Source organism: Roseateles sp., from assembly GCF_047654805.1.
In the GTDB taxonomy this organism is placed as follows: Bacteria; Pseudomonadota; Gammaproteobacteria; order Burkholderiales; family Burkholderiaceae_C; genus Pelomonas.
The window spans coordinates 4412416-4432641 of the sequence record NZ_JASGIV010000001.1 but is presented as its reverse complement, the minus strand read 5'-3'; the positions used below and the strand labels follow the sequence as shown (position 1 = coordinate 4432641).

At 68.9% G+C, this 20226-nt stretch carries 17 protein-coding genes and 1 riboswitch; of the genes, 7 read left to right on the top strand and 10 right to left on the bottom strand.

Annotated elements, in window-relative coordinates; genetic code table 11:
• Nucleotides 1-28: 28 nt before the first annotated feature.
• From QM732_RS19965 to QM732_RS19955, 3 genes are all read right to left on the bottom strand, one after another.
• Entirely contained in the window at nt 29-1312 is a 1284-nt protein-coding gene (locus tag QM732_RS19965) for a TRAP transporter large permease (RefSeq protein WP_415657839.1), read from the bottom strand.
• Complete coding sequence (locus QM732_RS19960; RefSeq protein WP_415657838.1) at nt 1309-1926, bottom strand: TRAP transporter small permease; 618 nt, start codon at nt 1924-1926, stop codon at nt 1309-1311. Before QM732_RS19960 ends, QM732_RS19965 begins: the two co-directional genes overlap by 4 nt.
• Before the next feature lie 81 nt (nt 1927-2007).
• The gene (locus QM732_RS19955) at nt 2008-3021 is read right to left on the bottom strand and encodes a TRAP transporter substrate-binding protein (RefSeq protein ID WP_415657837.1); all 1014 of its coding nucleotides are present in this window, start codon (nt 3019-3021) and stop codon (nt 2008-2010) included.
• Between the two features lie 111 nt (nt 3022-3132).
• On the opposite strand from QM732_RS19955, the gene QM732_RS19950 reads away from it, so the two are divergent.
• The 7 genes from QM732_RS19950 (at nt 3133) to QM732_RS19920 (ending at nt 9720) form a co-directional block, all read left to right on the top strand.
• A complete protein-coding gene (locus tag QM732_RS19950) occupies nt 3133-5046 on the top strand; it encodes a sensor histidine kinase (RefSeq protein ID WP_415657836.1) in 1914 nt (637 codons plus the stop codon).
• Complete coding sequence (locus tag QM732_RS19945) at nt 5039-5659, top strand: response regulator transcription factor (protein WP_415657835.1); 621 nt, start codon at nt 5039-5041, stop codon at nt 5657-5659. Before QM732_RS19950 ends, QM732_RS19945 begins: the two co-directional genes overlap by 8 nt.
• Before the next feature lie 295 nt (nt 5660-5954).
• The gene (locus QM732_RS19940) at nt 5955-6356 is read left to right on the top strand and encodes a GreA/GreB family elongation factor (protein WP_415657834.1); all 402 of its coding nucleotides are present in this window, start codon (nt 5955-5957) and stop codon (nt 6354-6356) included.
• 78 nt (nt 6357-6434) lie between these two features.
• Nucleotides 6435-7385 carry a hypothetical protein gene (locus QM732_RS19935; RefSeq protein WP_415657833.1) on the top strand — a complete coding sequence of 317 codons (951 nt, stop codon included), beginning with the start codon at nt 6435-6437 and terminating at the stop codon, nt 7383-7385.
• Nucleotides 7378-8307 carry a hypothetical protein gene (locus QM732_RS19930; protein WP_415657832.1) on the top strand — a complete coding sequence of 310 codons (930 nt, stop codon included), beginning with the start codon at nt 7378-7380 and terminating at the stop codon, nt 8305-8307. The genes QM732_RS19935 and QM732_RS19930 overlap by 8 nt, the downstream gene beginning before the upstream one ends.
• Entirely contained in the window at nt 8304-9188 is an 885-nt protein-coding gene (locus QM732_RS19925; protein WP_415657831.1) for a hypothetical protein, read from the top strand. Before QM732_RS19930 ends, QM732_RS19925 begins: the two co-directional genes overlap by 4 nt.
• Nucleotides 9189-9369: 181 nt before the next feature.
• Complete coding sequence (locus tag QM732_RS19920) at nt 9370-9720, top strand: hypothetical protein (RefSeq protein ID WP_415657830.1); 351 nt, start codon at nt 9370-9372, stop codon at nt 9718-9720.
• A 64-nt stretch (nt 9721-9784) separates the two neighbouring features.
• On the opposite strand, the gene QM732_RS19915 is transcribed toward QM732_RS19920, so the two are convergent.
• From QM732_RS19915 to QM732_RS19885, 7 genes are all read right to left on the bottom strand, one after another.
• Nucleotides 9785-11725, bottom strand: coding sequence for a serine hydrolase domain-containing protein (locus tag QM732_RS19915; RefSeq protein ID WP_415657829.1), 1941 nt, complete (start codon nt 11723-11725; stop codon nt 9785-9787).
• Nucleotides 11726-11767: 42 nt separating this feature from the next.
• Entirely contained in the window at nt 11768-13555 is a 1788-nt protein-coding gene (locus QM732_RS19910; protein ID WP_415657828.1) for a S53 family peptidase, read from the bottom strand.
• Between the two features lie 51 nt (nt 13556-13606).
• Nucleotides 13607-13700, bottom strand: a riboswitch (cyclic di-GMP riboswitch).
• Between the two features lie 138 nt (nt 13701-13838).
• A complete protein-coding gene (locus tag QM732_RS19905) occupies nt 13839-16043 on the bottom strand; it encodes a molybdopterin-dependent oxidoreductase (protein ID WP_415657827.1) in 2205 nt (734 codons plus the stop codon).
• A gap of 91 nt (nt 16044-16134) precedes the next feature.
• Nucleotides 16135-17232, bottom strand: a complete 1098-nt coding sequence (locus QM732_RS19900) for an esterase/lipase family protein (RefSeq protein WP_415657826.1) — start codon at nt 17230-17232, stop codon at nt 16135-16137.
• Nucleotides 17233-17254: 22 nt separating this feature from the next.
• Entirely contained in the window at nt 17255-18028 is a 774-nt protein-coding gene (locus tag QM732_RS19895; RefSeq protein ID WP_415657825.1) for a LytR/AlgR family response regulator transcription factor, read from the bottom strand.
• Nucleotides 18025-19077: a histidine kinase gene (locus tag QM732_RS19890; protein WP_415657824.1), complete on the bottom strand. Its 1053-nt coding sequence runs from the start codon at nt 19075-19077 to the stop codon at nt 18025-18027. Before QM732_RS19890 ends, QM732_RS19895 begins: the two co-directional genes overlap by 4 nt.
• Entirely contained in the window at nt 19074-20171 is a 1098-nt protein-coding gene (locus QM732_RS19885; RefSeq protein WP_415657823.1) for a sensor histidine kinase, read from the bottom strand. The genes QM732_RS19890 and QM732_RS19885 overlap by 4 nt, the downstream gene beginning before the upstream one ends.
• Nucleotides 20172-20226 lie beyond the last annotated feature (55 nt).

The window sequence follows — 20226 nt, the reverse complement described above, 5'->3', positions numbered from 1 at the left end:
TGCAGTGGGGCAAGGCTGGGTGCGGCGTTCAAAGCATGCCCATTGCGTGGGGCACCACCAGCGTCAGCCACGGCCAGTAGGTCACGATGACGAGGAACACGATCATGGTCAGCAGCCAGGGCATGACGGCCTTGGTCAGCTCCGTGATGCCCAGCTTGCTGATGCCTGAGGCCACGTAGAGGTTCAGGCCCACCGGTGGGTGGCACAGGCCTACTTCCATGTTCACGTCGATCAGGATGCCGAAGTGCACTGGATTCACACCCAGCTGCATGGCGGCCGGGAAGAAGATGGGCGCCATGATCAGGATGATGGACGAGGGGTCCATGAAGTTGCCGGCGCCCAGCAGCACCAGATTGACGACGAACAGGAAGCCGTTCTGGCCCAGGTTCATCGACAGCAGCCAGTCGGCCAGTTGGTGAGGCAGGTTCTCATTGGTCAGCACGAAGGAGAACAGCACCGCGTTCGTGATGATGTAAAGCAGCATCGCGGACATGTTGGCTGAGTCCTTCAGCACCTTGGGCACGTCGCGCAGCTTCAGGTCCTTGTAGACGAAGATGGCCACGAAGAAGGAGTACACCGCTGCCATTGCCGCGGCCTCCGTCGCCGTGAAGGCTCCGGACCAGATGCCACCGACGATGATGACCACCAGCAACAGGCCCCAGAAGCTCTTGCGGAAGGCCTGGAAGCGAGCCATCCAGCCGGCCCTGGACAGGCGTGGGTAGTTGTTCTTCCGGGCAATCCACCACGTCACGGCAGCCAGCATCAGCGCTAGAACAATGCCGGGCAGCAGACCGGCGACGAACAGCGCGCCGATCGAGGTGTTGGTCGAGATCGCGTAGATGACCTTGGGGATGGACGGCAGCATCAGGATGCCCAGCGAGCCGGCCGTGATGATGACGCCCGCGCCGAAGCGCATCGGGTAGCCGTGAGCCACCATTGCGGGCAACACGATGGAGCCGATGGCAACCACTGTCGCGACAGAGGAGCCGCAGACCAGGGCGAACATCGAGCAGGCCAGGATGGACGCCAGCGCCAGGCCGCCGTGAAAGTGGCCCACCATGCTGGTGGCGAAGTTGATCATCCGCCGCGCGACACCGCCGTGCGTCAGGAAGTTGCCGGCCAGGATGAAGAAAGGCACGGCCATGATTTCCCACTTTTCGATGCCCGTGAACAGTTTCAGGGCGACCGATTCGATGGGCACCTGGGTCATCGTGACGATGAAAGCCATCACGGTGAGGCCCAGCGAGATACTGATCGGCATGCCGGTCAGCATCAGCGCCAGCAGCAGGCTGAAGATGATGAGGGCGTTCATTTGCGGGCCTCCAGGTTCAGCGGGGTCTGTCCGTCCACGCCCTCGACGTGGGACTCGTCATGCTTGGGCAGTTCGCCGGTCTTCCAGAAGTTCCAGCAGACCTGCAGGAATCGGTAGCACATCAGCGCCGAACCCAGCGGGATGGCGGAGTAGACGATCCACGTGGGCCACTCCAGGTCAGGCGTCGTGGGGCCTTCGAACACGTCGGGGTTGGGGTGGCCTATGAGGTTCAGGAAGGCGTAGTGCGCGCCGTTGTCCCAGACGAAGGTGCCACCCATGATGGCGATGGCGCCTGTAAAGAAGGCACCAGCCAGCAGGCCGAAGATGACGAAGCGGCCACGGTTTCTCGGGCTCATGCGGTTGATGACGACGTCCACGCCGACGTGAATGCCGGTGCGCACGCCATAGGCCGCGCCGAACTTGCACATCCAGACGAACAGGATGATGCAGAGCTCCTGGGCCCAGCTCATGTGGATCTTCAGAGCGATGTCCTGGATGTAGGGCACGCCAGCGAGGTAGCGGTGGACGACGGCGACGAAGATCACCAGCGTTGCCGCGGCCATCAGGAAGGAGATCAGCCACTCCTCCAGATGGTTCAGCGCTTTGTTGAACATGGTTTTGCTCCGGGGGCGGAAACGGCTGCGCCTGCCGAAGGCCGGGGCGGCCTTGGCATGGCGAAGCGGCGGTGGAGGGGATTACTTCGGGGCGACGAAGCCGGTGGCTTTGTAGGCGGCCTCGATGGTGGCCTTGCCTACGCGGGACTCCATCTCCTTGTGGACTGGCATCAGCGCCTTCTTCCACTCATTGATCTCTGCCGGTGTAGGCGTGTAGACGGTCACGCGGCCGCTGGCCTTGATCTTCTCGAGAGCCGTGGCGTTCTCGGTCGCGGCGATGGCGTTGGCATAGGTCGTGGCGTCCTTGATGGCGCCCTCGAGCTGGGTGCGGATGTCGGCCGGCAGTCCATCCCAGAACTTCTTGTTGACGATGACCGCGTAGGCCAGGTGGCCGTGGTTGGACAGCGTCATGTGCTTCTGCACTTCGTAGATCTTCTGCGTGTAGAAGTTGCTGGGCACGCCCTCGGTACCATCCACGACGCCGGTCTGCAGCGCCTGGTAGAGCTCGGAGAAGGCCATCACCTGCGGGATGGCGCCCAGTGCGCGCATCTGCGCGTCCAGCACCTTGCTGGACTGGATCCGCATCTTCATGCCCTTGAAGTCCGCCACATGGTGCAGCGGCTTGTTGGCGCTCATGATGTGGAAGCCGTTGTCCCAGTAGGCCAGGCCCTTGATGCCCTTGGGTTCGAGCTTCTTGAACAGATCTGCGCCCAGCGGTCCATCGGTGAGGGCGCGGAAGGCTTCCGTGTCCTTGAAGATGAACGGCAGATCGACGACCTCGAATTCCTTGGCACCCAGCGGGCCGAACTTGGCCAGCGACGGGGCCAGCATCTGGACCGAGCCCAGCTGCAGTGCCTCCATCTCTTCCTTGTCCTTGTAGAGCTGGCTGTTCGGGTAGACCTCGATCTTGACGCGGCCGTTGGTGCGCTGCTCTGCCAGCTCCTTGAAGCGTTGCGCGCCCTTGCCCTTGGGCGTGTCGGGCGCCACCACGTGGCTGAACTTGATGACGATGGGTGCCTGGGCATGGGCGGCAAAGCCGGCCAGCGTCGACAGGGCGGCGACGGCGGAAGCGAGGACGAGACGGCGCAGGGCCATGATGTGTCTCCGAATGGTTGGTATGGCCTGGATTCTTCCGAGCGGCTGGCGCGGCGGGTAGTTGTGGAGTTCCACATTTCGCGCGGCCGACGCTCTTCTTAGACTCTGGGAATGAACCCGCGCGAGTTTCTGCACCGCTGCCTGTGGCTGGCCCCTTTGGCCCTGTCCCTGGCCTTCGTGCTGGGCGTACTGGCCTGGGTGCGCGCCAACGAGGCCGACGAGCAGGAGCAGCAGCGCCAGACGCTGATCTCCGACGCTCTCAGCACCGAGGCTCAACTGCGCGACCGCATCGCCGACGAGCAGCGCCACCTGCGCCAGCTCGCCGAAGCGCTGGTGGGCGAGACGCCCGGAGAGGCGGTGCTGGCTGCCCAGGCAGAGGTCAACGGAGGCCTGCGGCGGCTGTGGCAGTCGGTGACCTGGCTGGATGTGCGCAACCGCGTGTTGGCCGAGGTGTCGGGCCGTGGCGATGACGGGCGGCTGGATGACGGCCTGTCTCTGCACCTCACGGCGCCGGTCGGCAGCGAGGGCACGCTGGTGGTGCGCTATCCGCCGGCGCTGTTGCTCAAGCGCGGCGTGCCCTGGTGGCTGGCGCGCAAGTACGACGTGCAACTGGTCGACAGCGCCGACCAGGTCATTGCCTCCAGCACCGAGTCGCCGTTGCGCGCGGCCCAGGCGCCGCGGCCCAGCTACCGCGTCGCATTGACCGGCCCGCTGCGAGCCAGCCCGCTGACGCAGGAAGCGCTGACCGACGCTGCGCTGGAGCTGACCGTGCGCGACCCGGTCGTCAATGGCGTGCGGCCGCTGGCCTGGGTGTTGGTGGCTGGCTTCCTGCCACTGATCGCCGTGACGAGTTGGCTGCTGCGCCGCCAGATGCGCCAGGTGCAGCGCGCCGAAGTGGCCGGTCGTACCGAGGCCGCCTGGCGCCGCGCGATGGAGGATTCGGCGCTGGTGGCACTTCGCGCACGTGATTTCGACGGCCGGTTGCTCTACGTCAACCGCACCTTCTGCGACATGGTGGGCCTGGCGGCCGGGCAACTGGTGGGCTTGCTGCCGCCCATGCCCTACTGGCCGCCGGACGCTTTCGAGGAGATGAGCGAGCGCAACCGCCGCAACCTGGCGGGCCACGCGCCGCGCGAGGGCTACGAGGCGCGCTGGCAGCACAGCAGCGGCCGGCTGGTGGATGTGATGGTGTTCGAGTCGCCCCTGGTGGATGCCGGCGGCCGCCAGATCGGTTGGATGGGCAGCATCATCGACATCACTGAGCGCAAGCGCCTCGAGGACCGTGAGCGCCGCCAGGTCGAGACCCTGGCCCACAATGCGCGCCTGACCATGCTTGGCGAGGTCGCGTCCACGCTGGCCCATGAACTCAACCAGCCGCTGACGGCCATCGCCAGCTACGGCGCCGGCATCACCAACTCGCTGACCAAGCTCGGCGTGGAGGACGCCCTTGTGCTTGGCGCGCTGCAACGACTGGGCCAGCAGGCTGCGCACGCCGGCCGCATCGTCGCGCGCATCCGCGAGTTCCTGACCCGGCGAGAGCCCCGCCACGAACCCTGCGACCTGCACGAGGTCATCACCGCCGCCGTGGAGCTGCTCAAGCGCGACTGCCAGCGCCGCGGCGTCACTCTGGACGTGACGCTGGCGCCGGGCGTGCCGGCCGTGCTGGCCGATGCGGTCCTCATCGAGCAGGTCGTCATCAACCTCGTGCGCAATGCGGCCGATGCGCTGCAGGCGCGCGCCAGCGGCCGCCGCATCGCCGTCAGCAGCCGCGTGGCGGGCGACTTCGTGCGTGTGGACGTGCAGGACAACGGCCCCGGCCTGGCGGGGCGGCGCATCGAGCAACTGTGCGCGCCTTTCTATTCCACCAAGTCCGACGGCATGGGCATGGGGCTGGCCATCTGCCGCTCCATCGTCGAGGCGCACCAGGGCGTGCTCGACGCCAGCGATACGGCTGGCGGCGGCGCGCTGTTCTCCTTCAGCCTGCCCCTTAACCGCGAACACAACCGGGAGAGCGCGCATGCCTGAACCCCGCCTGGGCACCGTCCATTTCGTCGACGACGACGCTGGCGTGCGCGACGCGCTGACCTTCCTGATGCGCTCGCGCGGCCTGGACGTGCGCGCCTTCGCCAGCGGGCCGGCGTTGCTGGAGGCGCTGGACGGCGAGGGACCGCCCAGGGGCGTCTTCCTGCTCGATGTGCGCATGGAGCCCATGAGCGGTACGCGGCTGCATGACGAGCTGCTGGCGCGCCAGCTGAAGAACCCGGTGCTGTTCCTGACCGGTCATGGCGACATCCCCATGGTCGTGGAGGCGCTGAAGAAGGGGGCTTTCGACTTCCTTGAGAAACCCTACAGCGACAACGCGCTGGCCGACCGCATCGAGCAGGCGCTGGCGGTGGACGCCGCCATGCAGGCTGAAGGCGCCCAGGCGGCGGAGCGCAGTGCGCGGCTGGCCAGCCTGACCGAACGCGAGCGTGAAGTGATGACGCGCGTGGCGGCCGGCAAGCTCAACAAGGTCATCGCCGACGAGCTGAACGTTTCGGTGCGGACGGTGGAGGTGCACCGGGCACGCGTGTTCGCCAAGCTGGGGGTGAGGTCGGCGGCGGAGGTGGCGACCTTGCTGGCGGGCAAGCCCGGCTGAGGCCGCGCGAAGCCCCCGGGACATTTGACGGAATCCCCTTCCGTTTTAGAATGGGGCCATGTTCTGCCGCGCCATCCCAGCCACTCTCGACTGCTTCGCCCAGAAGCGGCTCCTGGCTGCGTGCATGACGTCGACGCTTCAGACCGGCGATGACTGCGCCCGTCCTACGGACGCAGATTCCTAAGCCCGGCGATACCCCCTCTTCCTTTTGCGCACCACTCCTATCGCCGGGCCCTCAGCCCAGCGCGATTGACGCTGCCTGCCATTCGCTGCGGCAGCCTGTCCAGGAGTTCCGATGCCCACCATCCTCAGCGGTGAGTTGCTACTCACCGAGCTCGACCACGCACGCCTTCTGAAGCTCAACGGCGGCGCGCTGCCCGCGCCCCTGCTCGCGCTTCTCGAGGACGCCAGCGTCGTTCCGTCGCCGGCCATCCCCCAGCACGTTGTCACCATGTACAGCCAGGTCGCCGTGTCGCACAACGACGGCGAGGCCCGCCAGAAGCTGACGCTCTGCTATCCCGGCGATGCGGAGCCCGTCGAAGGTTTCATCTCGGTGTTGTCCCCCGTCGGCGCGGCACTGCTTGGCCGGGAAGTTGGAACGACTGTCGCGTGGACCTCGCCGGCCGGCACGCAGCGGCGCATGACCATCGACGCCATCCTGTTCCAGCCCGAGGCGACCGGCGACTACTCGACCTAGTCGCGCTGCACCCTTGCGTCTTTCGCTGATCCGCGCGAGCCCGCTCGCACGGAGGCATGGCTTCGTCTGGACCTGACCGTGACCATCAAATTCGTATTGACCGTAGCGACGTTCTCCCAGGCCTCGGAGAACGCCGTCGAACGGGCAGCGGAGATCGCTGCCCATCATCGTGCCTTGCTCTACGTGGTGCACCGTCCCACGAGCGATGCGCGCCGTCCCTCCGACTTCCATTACCGCCTTTCGCTGAGATCGTCACAGCTTGAGCGGCGGCATGACATCGCGGTAAAAAACCCCGTCCTCAGCGAGGGGCGGCTGCTGCAGATGCTGGAGCGGGCCGCCCAGGAGATCGTCGTGGTCATCGACCGCGTGACGGCGCGCCAGCTCACGGCTGGGCAGGGGGTCGTGCGCAACCTGTCCGCGGGCCTGCTGCGGGGCAGCAGCTTCCTGGATGTGCAGGACTGTCCGATCCTGGTCGTCAACCGGCCCAGCGGCGAGCCGTACAAGGCCGCGTTGCTGCCCTACGAGACGGCCCAGGACGCCGAGCGTTCGGTGGCGCTCGCGCGGCAGGTGCTGGCGGGTGCAGCACGTGAGATGTTCTTTGTCGGACCGCAGCGTGCGGCCGCGTCGGCGAGTCTTCTGCGGCGCGAGCCGCTGCTCCAGAGCGAGTGGCCGCCACCAGGCTTGCGTACCCCGCAGGCGGAGCGGGTCGTGCACTCGAACTATCTGAGCACCCGGCTGAATCGCGCGATCCTGGCGTTCGACACCGCGAGCATGGCGCGCCGCATCACGAACCAGGCGAACTTCAGCGACACGGACCTGGTGATCGTGCCCTATGTCTCGCCCACGCTGGCGGAGCGGGTCCTGCGGAGCTCGCTCCGCGAGCGCCTGACCCGTGATCTGACGTGCGATCTGGCATTCCTGCCCGATCCCGATTGCCATCGAACGGCACCAGTGGCTTGCGCGCGCCTGGCGCAGGGCAATGTGGCCCTCTTTCCTCTGCCCACCCCCAAGGAGAGGCGCCATGGGTGAGGCGCGACGACACGACCCTGCCGAGGAGCTCGCGAGCCTGCCAGCAGCGCGGTCACCGCAGGTGGAATCCGTCGGGTCGGGGCCCAGCCTAGCCGGCCGGGTCATCCTGGTGATCACGAGCCCGGGCGTGGAGGAGAGCGGCTACCTGGAGAAGGTCGCCGCGCTGGCCCAGTTCAGCGGCGCCCGGCTGCGGCTGGTCGACTGCTCGAACCAGGTGGCGAGCTTCGACCTCCCTCTGGCAAGGCTGAAGCAGCGCGCCCGCCACCTGGGCCGGATGCTGGACCGGCCCGTCGAAACGGTGGACGCCGAGATACGGACACGTGAGGCACTGCGCGAGCAGGTCGAGGACTGTGCACTGGTCTGCATCGCGAGGTCGGCGCGCGCCTGGCACCCGGGCCCGAGGGAGCGGGACTTGCTGCGTACCCTGATCGCGCTGCGCGCCCGTCCCGTGCTGGTCATGGGCAGCGGCAAGCTGCGCGGGCAGGGCGGATACGCCAGCAGCCTGGTGCCTGTGTCCCTGGGGCCTAACTCGCCGGAGCTGTTGGCCTGGGCGCGCGGGCTTGCACCGCAGGCTTGGCTGGAGGTGCTGCACGTTACCGAGATCCAGGAGCACACGCGGCGTAGTACATGGGGAGCGCTTCACCGACGCCTGCGCGCGCTGGCCGGGGGACAGGACGAGGGCGCGCGAGGCGTGACCCACACCCTGGCCCACGGTGTCGTGCCGGACGTGATCGGCCGGCGCCACATCGGCGAGCGCCATGACCTGGTGGTGGTGGGCATCGGCTCGCGCAAGCGCTGGCTGCCATGGCCGACCCTGGCCCAGTACCTGGCGCGCTGGTTGAACGGCGACGTGCTCGTGATTCCGCAATCACCCGGGCAGGACAACACGCCCTTCAAAGGGCAATGGGGCTTCTGGACATGATGAACAACGCACTCAGGGTCGATGTGGACCGCACGCTGATCCGCGCCAAGCGCCCGTGCAGCGATGGCTACCGCTGGTTCCTGCGCCGGCAGGCGCCCATCAGCGATTACCAGACCTTGCTGGATGATCTGGTGGCGGCCGGCCGGGTGGGCGATGCCTGCTGGCTGCTCGACCAGCTGGGCCCCACCGACGATGTCCTGCACATCGACAACCTTGCCGCCGAGGCGCTGGTGTTCGCCGGCTCCATCCATTGCAGGGGCCACGTCGAGGTGTCTGGCCTGCTGAGGACCGGCGGCGACCTGCACGTGGGCGGCGGAGCCCAGGTGGGCGGCGTGCTGCAGGTCGGGCGCGAGCTGAAGGTGGAGGGTGGCCTGCGTTGCGAGGGGGCGCTGGACCTCGGCTCGGGGGCTCGCGTCGGCTGGAGCCTCGAGGTGCTGCAGCGCCTGGGCTGCCGCGGCGAGCTCCGCATCGGTGGCGCATTGGGCGTGGGTGAGGCGGTGGACGTGAGCGGCCAACTCACGGTGGGCGGCGATGTCACGGTGCAGGGTGATCTGCGCTGCGATGCCGGGCTGAAGCTCCAGGGCGATCTGCAGGTCGCGGGTGATGCGTTCATCGCCCGCGGCCTGGATGCCGCGGGCGCGGTCCAGTGCGATGGCCACCTGCGCGCAGGATGGGGCGTGCGAGCGTGCGGTGACATCCGTGCCGCGCGGGCAATCCGCGTCGGCGAAAGCCTGAATGCGGGCGGCGTCATTGAATCGGGACAGGACTACGGCATTTTCGCGGGACTTGAGGTCCCGATGGGCAGCTGGTCATCCTGCGCGTTCGTCAGGGCCGCGCAACGCCCTGACAGACTCATGAGCGGCGTCTGGAGCGACGAGTAGGGCGCGAAGGCCGGGCGCGCCATCGCGAGGCATTGCGGCGCGATGCGGGGCGTTCAGGCCCAGCACTGGGGCGCCGGACGCGCAAAAAAACCCTCCTGGGCCGGTTTTGAGGCTGGCATGGGGTTTGCACTAGGGATGCTGCCGAGGCGACTGGCCTCGGGAACCCAAGGAGTACCACACCATGAAGACCTGGACGAATCTGCGACCCCTCACCCTGACGGCCGCTCTGCTCGCATCGACGACGCTCATGGCGCCCGCGAGTGCCCAGGAACCCACCGTGCCCGCCGTCGCCGAGCGCGCCATGCTGCGTAGCGCCCAGGGCGAGTATCTGCTGGAGGATGGCCGCACGCTGAAGGTCCACGTCGGCGCACACCGCCTGGGCGTCAGTGTGGACGAGAGGCCGCTGGAAACCTGGCGTGCCGAGAACGCCGAGCTGCTCGTCAGCCCCGATGGCCTGCGCCGTGTGCGCCTGTATCGCAACGGCGATGGAACGGTGGACCGCATCGCGTTCGAAACGGACCGGATGCGCTGAGTGGTGTTGTTCGCGAAGGCCGGCGGCCGTGCCTGCCGGCCGGCCACCGCGATGTGAACCGGCCTTAGCGCGCCGCCACGAAGCGGTATTCGTGCTGGGCGTCTCGCAGCACCAGCGCCGCCGGGCTGGACTGGTCATCGCGCACCAGCTCGATGCCGGAGATGCCGGGGTCGATGGTGATGTAGCTCTGCGTGCCATCCTCGTTCTTGCGCAGCGCGACCTCGCTATTCCAGTGCGCGAAGGCAAAGCGCATCTTGCCGGCCTTGCGTTCGACGCGCATCGTGCCGAGGTCGGGGCTGCGATAGTGGGTGGCGAGCTTCTTCATCGCATCGGCCGGGATGGGCAGCGTCAGCAGTTCGCGCTGTTTGTCGGCCTCGGACTTGCGGTTGGCGATGGCAACCTTCAGCCGCTCATCGGCCTCGGGACGGCCGTCGAACAGGACCTCCAGCAGCTTGCGCTGCAGCGGACCCCGCAGCAGCAGGCCAGCGTCGGAGTTGGTCAGGATGGTCACGCCCGCGCCGTATTCGGGCAGCCAGATCATGTTGGAGTGAAAGCCCAGCATGTCGCCGCCGTGCGAGGCGACGGTGATGCCGTACTGCCGGTCCACGAACAGGCCCATGCCGTAGTTGACGTCCTCGCTGACCATGACCTGGGGCTTGTAGCGCTCGGCCCAGTTGGCCTCGCCGATCAATGGCTGGCCCTCTGGCGTCCTGCCCTTGTTGAGCTCCATCAGCACCCAGCGGCTGAAGTCATGGGGCGAGGTCCACACGGCACCAGCCGGACGGGCCGGGATGATGGTGTAGTTCAGCGCCATGCTGGCGCGACGCGTGCTGCCGTCGAAGGCGTCGCCGTGCGGCATCGCATGGTTGCCGCGCAGCGCCTTGGCGTAGTCGAAGGTCGTGCTCTTCATGCCCAGCGGGCCGAACAGCAGCTCTTGCATGGCCTCGTCGTACGCTGCCCCGATCTCCTTGCCGGGCTTGAGTGCGGCCGCAGCGACATAGCCGCCGGCGCCGACCATCAGGTTGCTGTACTGGAAGACCTCGCCGAACCTGCTGGTCGGCTTCATCGTGCCCAGCTGGTCGAAGGTTGACTGGGCTGGCGCCTTGCCACTGGCGAACAGCCACTCCAGGTCCTGGCGCGGCATGCCTGTGCAGGCACAGACGAGGTGCTTGATCTGCACGTTCTTGGTCACCTCCGGGTCGGCCAGGCGAAAACCCGGATAGGCCTCTGCGGCGGGCTGGTCCCAGCGCAGCTTGCCGGCATCCACGGCACGGGCGAGCAGGGCGGTCGTCATGGATTTGGTGTTGCTGGCCGCCATGAAGAGGGTGTCGGCGTCCACCGGAGCGGGCTTGCCCAATTCGCGCACACCCAGGCCGCCGGCCCAGACCAACTTGCCGCCATCGATGAAGCTCAGGCCCACGCCGGGGACGTCGAGCTTCTTCATGCCGTCGGCGACGAAGGCCTTGAGCTGCTCGATGCGCTCAGGCGTGAGCGGCCGTGCCGCCTTGCCGGCAAAACTCTCTCGCTCGTAGCCCTTGGGCCGCAGGCTCGCGAAGAACTTGCCGATGGGCGCGGCGCGCTTCTCCAGCGTGGCATCGGATGCCTGAAGCAACTGCACGACCCAGGCCTTGCCGTCGCCGGTGCTGGCGCGGCGAGCGACGGCCTGGATGGAGAGCTTCTCGTTGGGCGATGTCTCGTACTCGAAGACCTGCTGGTCCAGCCAGCCGTTGCGGGCTGGACGCAGTGTGGCCAGGCGCAGCGTGCGCTTGAAGCCGGGCTGCGCCATGGCCCAGGCCTGGGCGACGGCGTCGGCCGCATCCTTGGCAGACGCGAGGTCGATCGAGTAGATGCTGGCGTCGCCTTCGGGTGCCGTGAACTTCAGGACGGCGCCCCCGCCGCTGGCGACGAAGGCCTCTGGAGGCGAGTAGCTGTGGCCGGTGGAGGTGGTGTCGGCGTTCGCCGCGAAGGTGGCGGCCAGCAGGGAGGCAATCACCAGTCTGCGCATGCGGGGGCTCCTGGATGAGGAGCCTGCATGCTATGCCGGGGGTCAGGAGCTGCTGATGGTCACGGCCACCGTGCCCGTCGCCGTCTGCCCGAGGTTGTCCTTCAGTGTGATGACGAGGTTGCTGCGGCCGGCCACCGGCTTGGCCCAGATCACGGCGAGGCCGCTGCCGGTTGCTGAGAAGCTCATGCCGCTGGGGGCACCGCTGATGGTGATGCTCAGTGAGGTGGCGCCGGGCGCCGTGTAGCCGATGCTGCCGCTGAAGGCCTTGCCCGCGACGCCGCTCAGGCTGGTGGTCGTCAGCGTGGGGGCCCCGGTCGTACTGGCCACCGACCCGCTGCTGCTGGTGGCCGTGACCGTCGCACCGCCGAGGCTGGAAAGCAGGGCGTCGACGTTGGGTGTGCCCCAGCCGGTTGGCGTGTCATAGCCGGTCCTGGCCGCGCAGGTGCTGCAGCTGCCGTTGCTGCCGCTGACCACGTCCTTGAAGGCGCCCGCATACTGGGTCGGTACGGCGCCGATCTGCTGGTAAAGGGCTGCGTGAGGCTGGCCGAGCAGCGACTTGGACGCGGCGACTCGCATCGCATTGGCGACGGCCAGCAGGCCTGCCCATTGCGGCGTTGCGAGGCTGGTGCCGCCGGCGCTGACCCAGCGCACCGTCGTCGAGCCCGGCGCGATCACCGCGACGTACTGGCCGGTGTTGGGGTCCGCGTTGAAGGCCACGTCGGCGACGGCGCGCCTGGCGTAGCCGCCAATAGTGCCACTCTGATAGCTGGGCAGGGCCACGTAGGCACTGGTGCCGCCGCCAGTGCCAGTCCAGGTTGTCTCGCTGCGCGCGCCGCTGCCGGCGTAGGTCAGCGTCGTGCCGCCGACGGCGACGACCCGGGTCGACACCGAGGGCCAGGAAACGGCAGCGCCGTTGTCGCCGGTGGCCGCCAGATAGCTCATCCCGGCGGTGGCGAAGTTGGTGTCGTAGCTCGCCGTCCAGCTGCCCTCGGGCGCGCCGAAGCTCATGGACACGATGCCGGGGCCCATCTTGTTGGCCAGGGCGACTGCCTTGGACAGGTTGGCCACGCTGGCGTCCGGTGCCTCGATGAGGACCAGGCGGGCCAGAGGCGCCGTGGCATGGGCCCACTGCACGTCCAGTGCGATTTCCGTGGCCCAGCCGCTGTCGTAGGCGGGCGCGGTGGCGCTCAGCGTGCCTGCCGTCGTGCTGTAGGCGATGACCAGCTCGCAGCTACTCGCCGAAGCGGCTGCCAGCGGCAGGCTCGCCGTGGCTGCCAGCGTGCGCGAGCTGCATGCCGGCAGGCCGAACTTGGCGTTGAAGGCGGCCAGCTCGGCGGCGATGCTGGGATCGTGCTTGGCGTTGACGAGGTAGATGGTCTGGCCCGCGCCCAACTGGGCGGCCTGTGCGGCGCTGAGGCCGGCAAGACTGGCCGGAACAGCCGGCTGGCCATAGGCGGCGCGGATCTGGGCCGGCGTGTAGGTGGTGACCACCGTGGATGCAGCCATGGGCGCGGCTTCGCCGCCGCCCGAGGCCAGCGCGCGGGGGCGCAGCGCTTCGTCCAGGCGATCGCGCGTCAGGCCCCGGGTGGCGATGCCGGACCAGGCCATCGCGCGGTGTGGCGCTGTTCGGCCATCGGGCTCGTCGAGGTCAACGGCGGCGGTATGGAAGCTGGGCTGGGCCACGGTGGCTGCGCCTGGGGCGAGGTCCACGCTCAGGCTGACGGCCAAGCTGGCCTGAAGGGGCGGGCTGTCAGCTCCGCCACCGCAGGCGGACAGCGCCACGGTGGCCAGCAGGCCTAGATGCCAGGAGAGGGGGCGGATACAGCGCATGGCCGGGACTCTTCTCGCGAACGAGGGCTGCGCCGATCAGGACCTGCCGGTCCTGGCGGCCCCGCTGCCGTGGCGACTGCGATGCAGGCGCGGTAGGCCGGTGGCTTTGCGTCCCCGCCTTTCGACGGGTTTGCCCTCTGGGTTTGAAACGGATCCAGTCTAGGTGTTGCGAATCATTCCTGCGCGCCTCGTCGGAGGTGGTGCGTGATTTCTGACGCATCGGCAGGCTGCTGAAGGCTCAGCGTCAGTCAGGGTCGCGTCGTCGTCGCCGATACCGTCGCGCTCAGGCCGGAGCGATCTCCACGGCGACGCCGGACAGCACCGCGTTGCCGCTCAGTGGGTCGCGTGCCGCGTCGTCCAGTAGGGCGTTCATGTTGACGCCCGGGCGCTCGCGGGCCACGCCCAGCTGCACTCCGTCCAGGTCATGTCCCCAGCCATGTGGCAGGCTGACCACGCCGGGACTCATGTCGGCGCTGCGCTCCACGCGCGCCACCAGCTCTCCGACGGCACTTCTCACCCTGGCGAACTCGGCCAAGCCCAACTGTTCGGCGTCGCCGGGGTTGACCAGCAGCGTGCAGCGTTCCGGCCCCTTGGCGAGGACGGGCAGGTTGTGCATCCAGCTGTTGCCCGAGCGAGTGTCGCGGCGGCCGATGAGGCTGAACGCGGGCGCCGGCTCGGTCTTGACCTGGGCCAGGTCGGCCAGTACCGAGGATGGCGCCAGCTCCACCTTGCCGCTGGGCGTGCGCAGCAGCTCGGGGATGCGGGGCGTCAGTGCGCCCAGGTCCACGCCGCCGCCTTCCACCGTGCTGGCAGCCTTGACCTTGGCGAGGTTGAGACCGTCGGGCTTGCGGCCGAACTGATCGCCGTAGGGACCGGCGCGCAGTTGCAGGTCGATCAGTCGCTCCGGGCCGCGCCACGGCTGCAGCGCGGCGAGGACTGCGGGCGTCTGGTCGCCGGCGAAGCGGCGCACGTCGGCTTCCACGGCCTCGTCGTCGAGCTGCTGCACGTCCGTGTCGAGGCCGCGGCCCTCGAGGAGTGCGCACAGGCGAAGGATCGTCTGCCATTCCTGCGGCGTGCCGGGCGCGGCGTCGAAGACCGGGCCGGAGACTCTGGCGTGGTTGCGGTGGCTGAGTTGCGGGAAGGCGACGTCGAAGTGCAGGTCCTCCAGCGGCGACAGTCCTGGCAGGATGACGTCGGCGTGGCGCGTGGTTTCGTTGACGTAGATGTCCAGGCTCAGCATGAAGTCCAGTCCCGCCAGCGCCTTGGCAATGCGCGGGCCACCGGGAGCCGACAGCACGGGGTTGCTGGCGATGGTGATCAAGGCCCTGACCTGGCCCGTGCCCGGGGTCTCCATCTCCTCGGCCATGACCGTGATGGGCAGTTCACCGAAGACCTCCGGCGCGCCGGACACGCGGCTCCTGCGCCGGCCCGTCGTCACACCCTTGCCACTGCCAGGGCGGCCCTGCGTGTTCGGCGCGAAGGCTGCCGCCTTCGCGAACATCGCTCCGCCTTCGCGGTCGAGGTTGCCGGTCAGCACGTTGATGAGGTCCACCAGCCAGGAGTTCACCGTGCCGAAGCGCGTCGTGCAGGTGCCGATGCGCCCATAGACGGCGGCGCGCGGTGCGGCGGCCAGTTCGCGCGCCAGCCGGCGCTGGGCCTGGGCTGGGATGCCGCAGCCGGCGGCCGTGAGCTCGGGCGCAAAGGGCTGGAGGGCTGCGCGCGCAGCCTCCAGGCCGTTCACGTGCTCGGCCAGCCGGCCCATCTTGACGAGGCCCTCGTCGAACAGCGTGTGCGCGATGCCGGCCAGCAGCAGTGCATCGCCGCCAGGGCGTATGGCCAGGTGCTCGTCGGCCGCGGCGGCCGTCTCGCTGCGGCGCGGATCGACGACGACGATGCGTCCGCCGCGCGCGCGCATGGCCTTGGCCTTGCCGCGGTAGTCGGGCACGGTCCACAGGCTGCCATTGGACACCATGGGGTTGCCGCCGAGGATCAGCAGGTAGTCGCAGCGCTCGATGTCGGGCAGCGGGATGCTGAGCCAGTGACCGAACATCAGGCCGGCGCTGAGCTGCTTGGGCATTTGGTCCAGCGTGGAGGCGCTGAAGAAGTTGCCTGAGCCCGACGCCCGCACCAGGCGCGGGATGTAGGCCAGCAGGCTGACCTTGTGCGCGGCCGGATTGCCCGTGGTCAGCCCTACCGCATCGGCGCCATGCTCGCGCCGGATGGGCAGCAGGCGCCTTTCGATCTCGGCGAAGGCCTCGTCCCAGCTCGCCTCGACAAAGACGCCGTCGCGCTTGATCAACGGCACGCGCAGGCGGTCGGGGTCTTCGTGCAAGTCCTTCAGGCTCACCCCCTTGGGACAGAGGTAGCCTTGGCTGAGAACGTCGTTCTCCGCCCCGCGAATGGCGACGACCTTGTTGCCCTCGGTCTTCACTTCTAGCCCGCAACAGGCTTCGCACAGTGGGCAGATGCGGTAGTGGCTGGCAGGCATGGCGTGTCTCCTGGTCTTTCGGCGGATTCTCCCGGGCAGAGTGTGAGCTGCGCGTCAATCCGGCGACATGACCTTGCGGGTCATCGGGACCTCAGGTCGGCGGCGCACCGAGCCATCGTTGCAGCTGGCCCAGTACGGCGGCGTCGGTCTGCAGTGCGAGGTGCCCCAGGCCCGTGAACAGTGCAGTGTCGGAGAAGGCCAGGCGGCGGGCCGGCGAGCGATGCTGGCCCAGTGCGCTGGCAACAGGCACCAGGCCGTCGCCCAGCCAGCGTGCGGGCGGACCATCGGGTTGGCGGGCGGTGGTGGCGGCGACGGCGTAGCAGGCCACGCCGGCTGGCAGCGGCAGCACGCTGGCCCGGCCTGCATCGGCTTCGAGCAGGCTGGCTTGCGCCAGGTCGCGGATGCCGGCGCTGCGCCGGGCCGCCAGCCCGGCCAGCGGGCGCGAGTAGGCGCTGAGGGCCAGCAACTGCTGCAGCTGGTGGCCGCCGCGCTCCAGCGGCGCGCCCTGATGAGGCGTGCCCAGCGTGACGAGGCCGTGTAGCTGCTTGCGCCAGCGCCGTCGGCCGGCCAGGGCGATGGCGCTGCGCGCGACCAGACCGCCCATGCTGTGGCCGAGCAGCGTCAGCGGGCCGGGCACGTCGTCAAGCAACGCGGCCAGCTCGGCGCCGTTGCGCCAGATGGCGCGGCCGCTGTTGTAGCGCAGGCCCAGGGGCTGGTAGCCGAGGGCCGCCAGGGCTGCTGGGAAGTCGGCGCCTTTTGCGCCGGCATCGCGGCGCCACTGTGCCTCGTTCATGCACAGGCCATGCAGCAGCACGAGGGGCGGCCCGGTGGCGCCATCCACCAGCGGGCGCAGGCTCATGGCGGTGGCCAGCGGGTTGTCGGTCTCCTCAAGGTAGTCGCCCAGAACACCGTTCAGCGCCGCGAGCGCGGCGCTGGCGCGCTCGGGCCGGGCCTGGCCGAGCAGCGGGGCGAGTGCGCCAAGGGCCGCGTCCAGTCCGCCACCCACCATGCGGGTTACGCCGCGCACGCTGCCATAGACGAGGCCGGCGACGCCTCGCGTCCGAGTGCGCGGCGTCGTCAGCGGCAGCCGTGCGATCTCGGCATGCATGGCCTCGACGAGGTCGGTGACGCCGGTCGTGGCGGCGATGGCGAGGCGGCTGGCACCGCGCAGTTGCTGGACGCTTGGCATGGCCCAGTGTCGGCCACGGCGGCTACATCTGCCGGAACAGGTGGGCGCAGCTCTCCGCCACCAGCAGCGTCTCGCTGCCGTGCTTGAGCTTGATCTGCATGCGGCCGCGGAAGTCACGGCTCACGCTGGCGATGGCGTTCACGTTGACCAGGGTGGAGCGGTGGATCTGCCAGAACTGCTGGGCGTCGAGCTCGTCGATGAGTTCCTTCAACGGCTTGCGGATCAGCGCCTCTCCGTCTTTCAGCGCCAGCCGCGTGTACTTGTTGTCGCTCTGGAAGAACATGACCTCGTCGACGGTGATGAGGCGCAGCGTCTGACCCACCGAGGCGTTGATCCAGCGCAGCGGCGCGCGCCCGCCCGAAGGTGCGGCGGCCACGGGGCGGACGGCGAGCTGGTCCAACACGCCGCCGAGCGGGGCCGGAGACTGTCCCAGCCGAGCCTTCAGTCGCGAGATGGCCGTGAACAGGCGCGCGCCGGCCAGCGGCTTGAGCAGGTAGTCCACCGCGCCCTGGTCGAAGGCCGCGATGGCGTACTGGTCGTAGGCGGTCACGAAGACGACGTGGGCACGGCCTCCGACCTGGCGGGCGACGTCGATACCGGTGGCGCCGGGCATCTCGATGTCGAGGAAGAGGATGTCGGGCTGGTGCCGGTCCAGCAGGCGCAGCGCCTCCAGGCCATCGGCGGCCTCGCCGACGACGCTCAGCTCGGGCCAGAGCCGGCCGAGCTGCTCGACGAGTTCGCCGCGCAATGCGGCTTCGTCCTCGGCGACCACTGCGGTGGGTGCAATCAGGCTCATGACGGGAGCTCCAGGATGAATTCGGTGCGGCCCCCACCGCTGTGACACAGCAGCTTCGCGCCCAGCACGGCAAGACGCTCGTGCAGCGACGCGAGATCGGCGTCGTCGCTGCACAGGCCTTCCTGGTCGAAGCTCAGCGTGATGCGGCCATCGGCGCTGAGCCAGCAGCGCTGTGGATGGCCCAGGCGCACGGCGCGCTGCACCAGCGGCAGCAGCAGCATGGGCGGCAGCGGCGTGGCGCCACGCGCGCCGAGTTCGCATTCGAAGGCGGGCGGCGTGCCGCCGAGGTCGCGCAGCAGGTCGAGGTAGCTGGCGATCAACTCCGCCTCGCCGCCCAGCGTCGCGCCCGCGTCGCGCAGCCGCGGCAGTGCCACGCGCAGATGGCGGATCAGTCGCTCCAGCCGTGCGCTGGCGTCGGGGTCCTGGCGGCTGTAGGCCTGCTCGACGGAGACCAGGGCGTCGAACAGCAGCGCTGGGTCGACCTGGGCCTGCAGCGCGGCCAGGCGCGCGGCCAGCGCGTGGCGGCGCAACTGGCTGTGCTCGCGCAGCAGGTCCTGGGCCGCCTGATCCTGGCGACGGCGCAAGCTGCGGAATTCCAGCACGCCGACGATCATCAGCGCCGGCATGAAGACCCATAGCGTGTCGCCTATGACCGCCGTCGGGCGGAACATCATGCAGCGGGGCTTCCCATGCGTCTGGGCGTAGATGTCGCACAGCGACGGCCATGGCAGGGCGGAGGCCAGCGGATAGATGACGGCCATGGCCAGGACCGAGCCTGCCGCCGTCGCCGCGACCAGCCGCCAGCGCCGACGCGGGTGGACCGGGCTGCTGCGTGCGGCCGGCAGCCAGCACAGCAGCAGCACTGCACAGCTGACCAGTGGCAGGCTGATGTGGCGGGCGAGCACCTGGGGCAGTTGGTCACCGACGCGCAGCTCCAGCAGCGAGGTCAGGTCGATGGCAGCGAACAGCAGCGCCGCACTGGCGAATACCCCGACCTCGCTCGCGCGCAGCGAGCGCCAGGAGCGCAGCACATGGCTCACGAAGTTCATGCCAGGGCCTCGGCGGGCAGGCGCACGCGGGCAACCACACCGTGCGGATGGGCCGCTTCCAGTTCCAGCGCTGCCGCGTCGCCGAAACGGGCCGCCAGCCGCGCCCGCGTATTGGCCAGGCCCACGCCCGCGCCGCCGCTGGCTGTGCCGAAGCCCTGGCCGTTGTCGGCCACTTCGACGGTGAGGCCGCCGTCCGCCGTGTGGTCGGCGCGGATCTCGATGCGCCCGCCCTCCGGCAGTGGCGACAGGCCGTGCTTGATGGCGTTCTCCACCAGGGTCGGCAGCACCAGCGTGGGCAGGCGGGCTTGCAGCAGTTCGGGCGGCGCGGCGATGTCGAAGGACAGGCGTTCACCCATGCGCATCTGCAGGATGGCGAGGTAGTGGCGTACCAGCTCCAGCTCGTCGGCCAGCGTCGACTCGTGGCGGCGCATGCCGGGCAGGGCTGCGCGCAGGTAGGCGATCAGCGCCACCAGCATGTCGCGGCCCCGTCCAGGCTGGGTTTCGTACAGCCGCTTGACGTTGGCCAGCGTGTTGAACAGGAAGTGCGGCTCGATCTGCGCGTTCAGCGCCGACAGCTGGGCCTCGGTCTGCTGCGTCTTGAGCGCCTCACGCTCGCGGAACAGTCGCGTCAGTTCCTCGCGGCCGGCGCGTTGGGCACGACTGACGAGCAGCAGCGCATAGGCCATGCCGCCCAGCACGGCCCACAGAGCGATGGTGGACACCACCCAGCCAGCTTTGAGCCGTGTGCCAGGGTTGTCCATGGTCGCAGCCTGGTAGCGCAGGAAGGTGCCGAGGGCCGCGCCCAGGCCCACGGCACCCGCCTGGACCACCAACGCCACGGGCAGCCTCCAGCGCCGCCTGGCCAGCAAGGCCTCGGCTAGCGCCACCATCAGGAGCAGCGACAGACCGGTCAGCAGGCACTGACGGCTGAAGCGGACCAGGTCGAACAGCGCGGCGCGCAGGCCGTCGTCGCTTTCGCCATACCAGGTCAGCGTGCGCGAGATGGCATAGAGCAGGCAGAAATAGTAGACGCCCGCCAGCATGCGCAGATTGCAGACGCGGCGAAAGGCTTGCAGCGGGCTGAGGTCCTCCATCCCGGCATTTTCGGCGGGTGGGCGCTACCGAGGGCGGGATGCGACGAAATCCGCA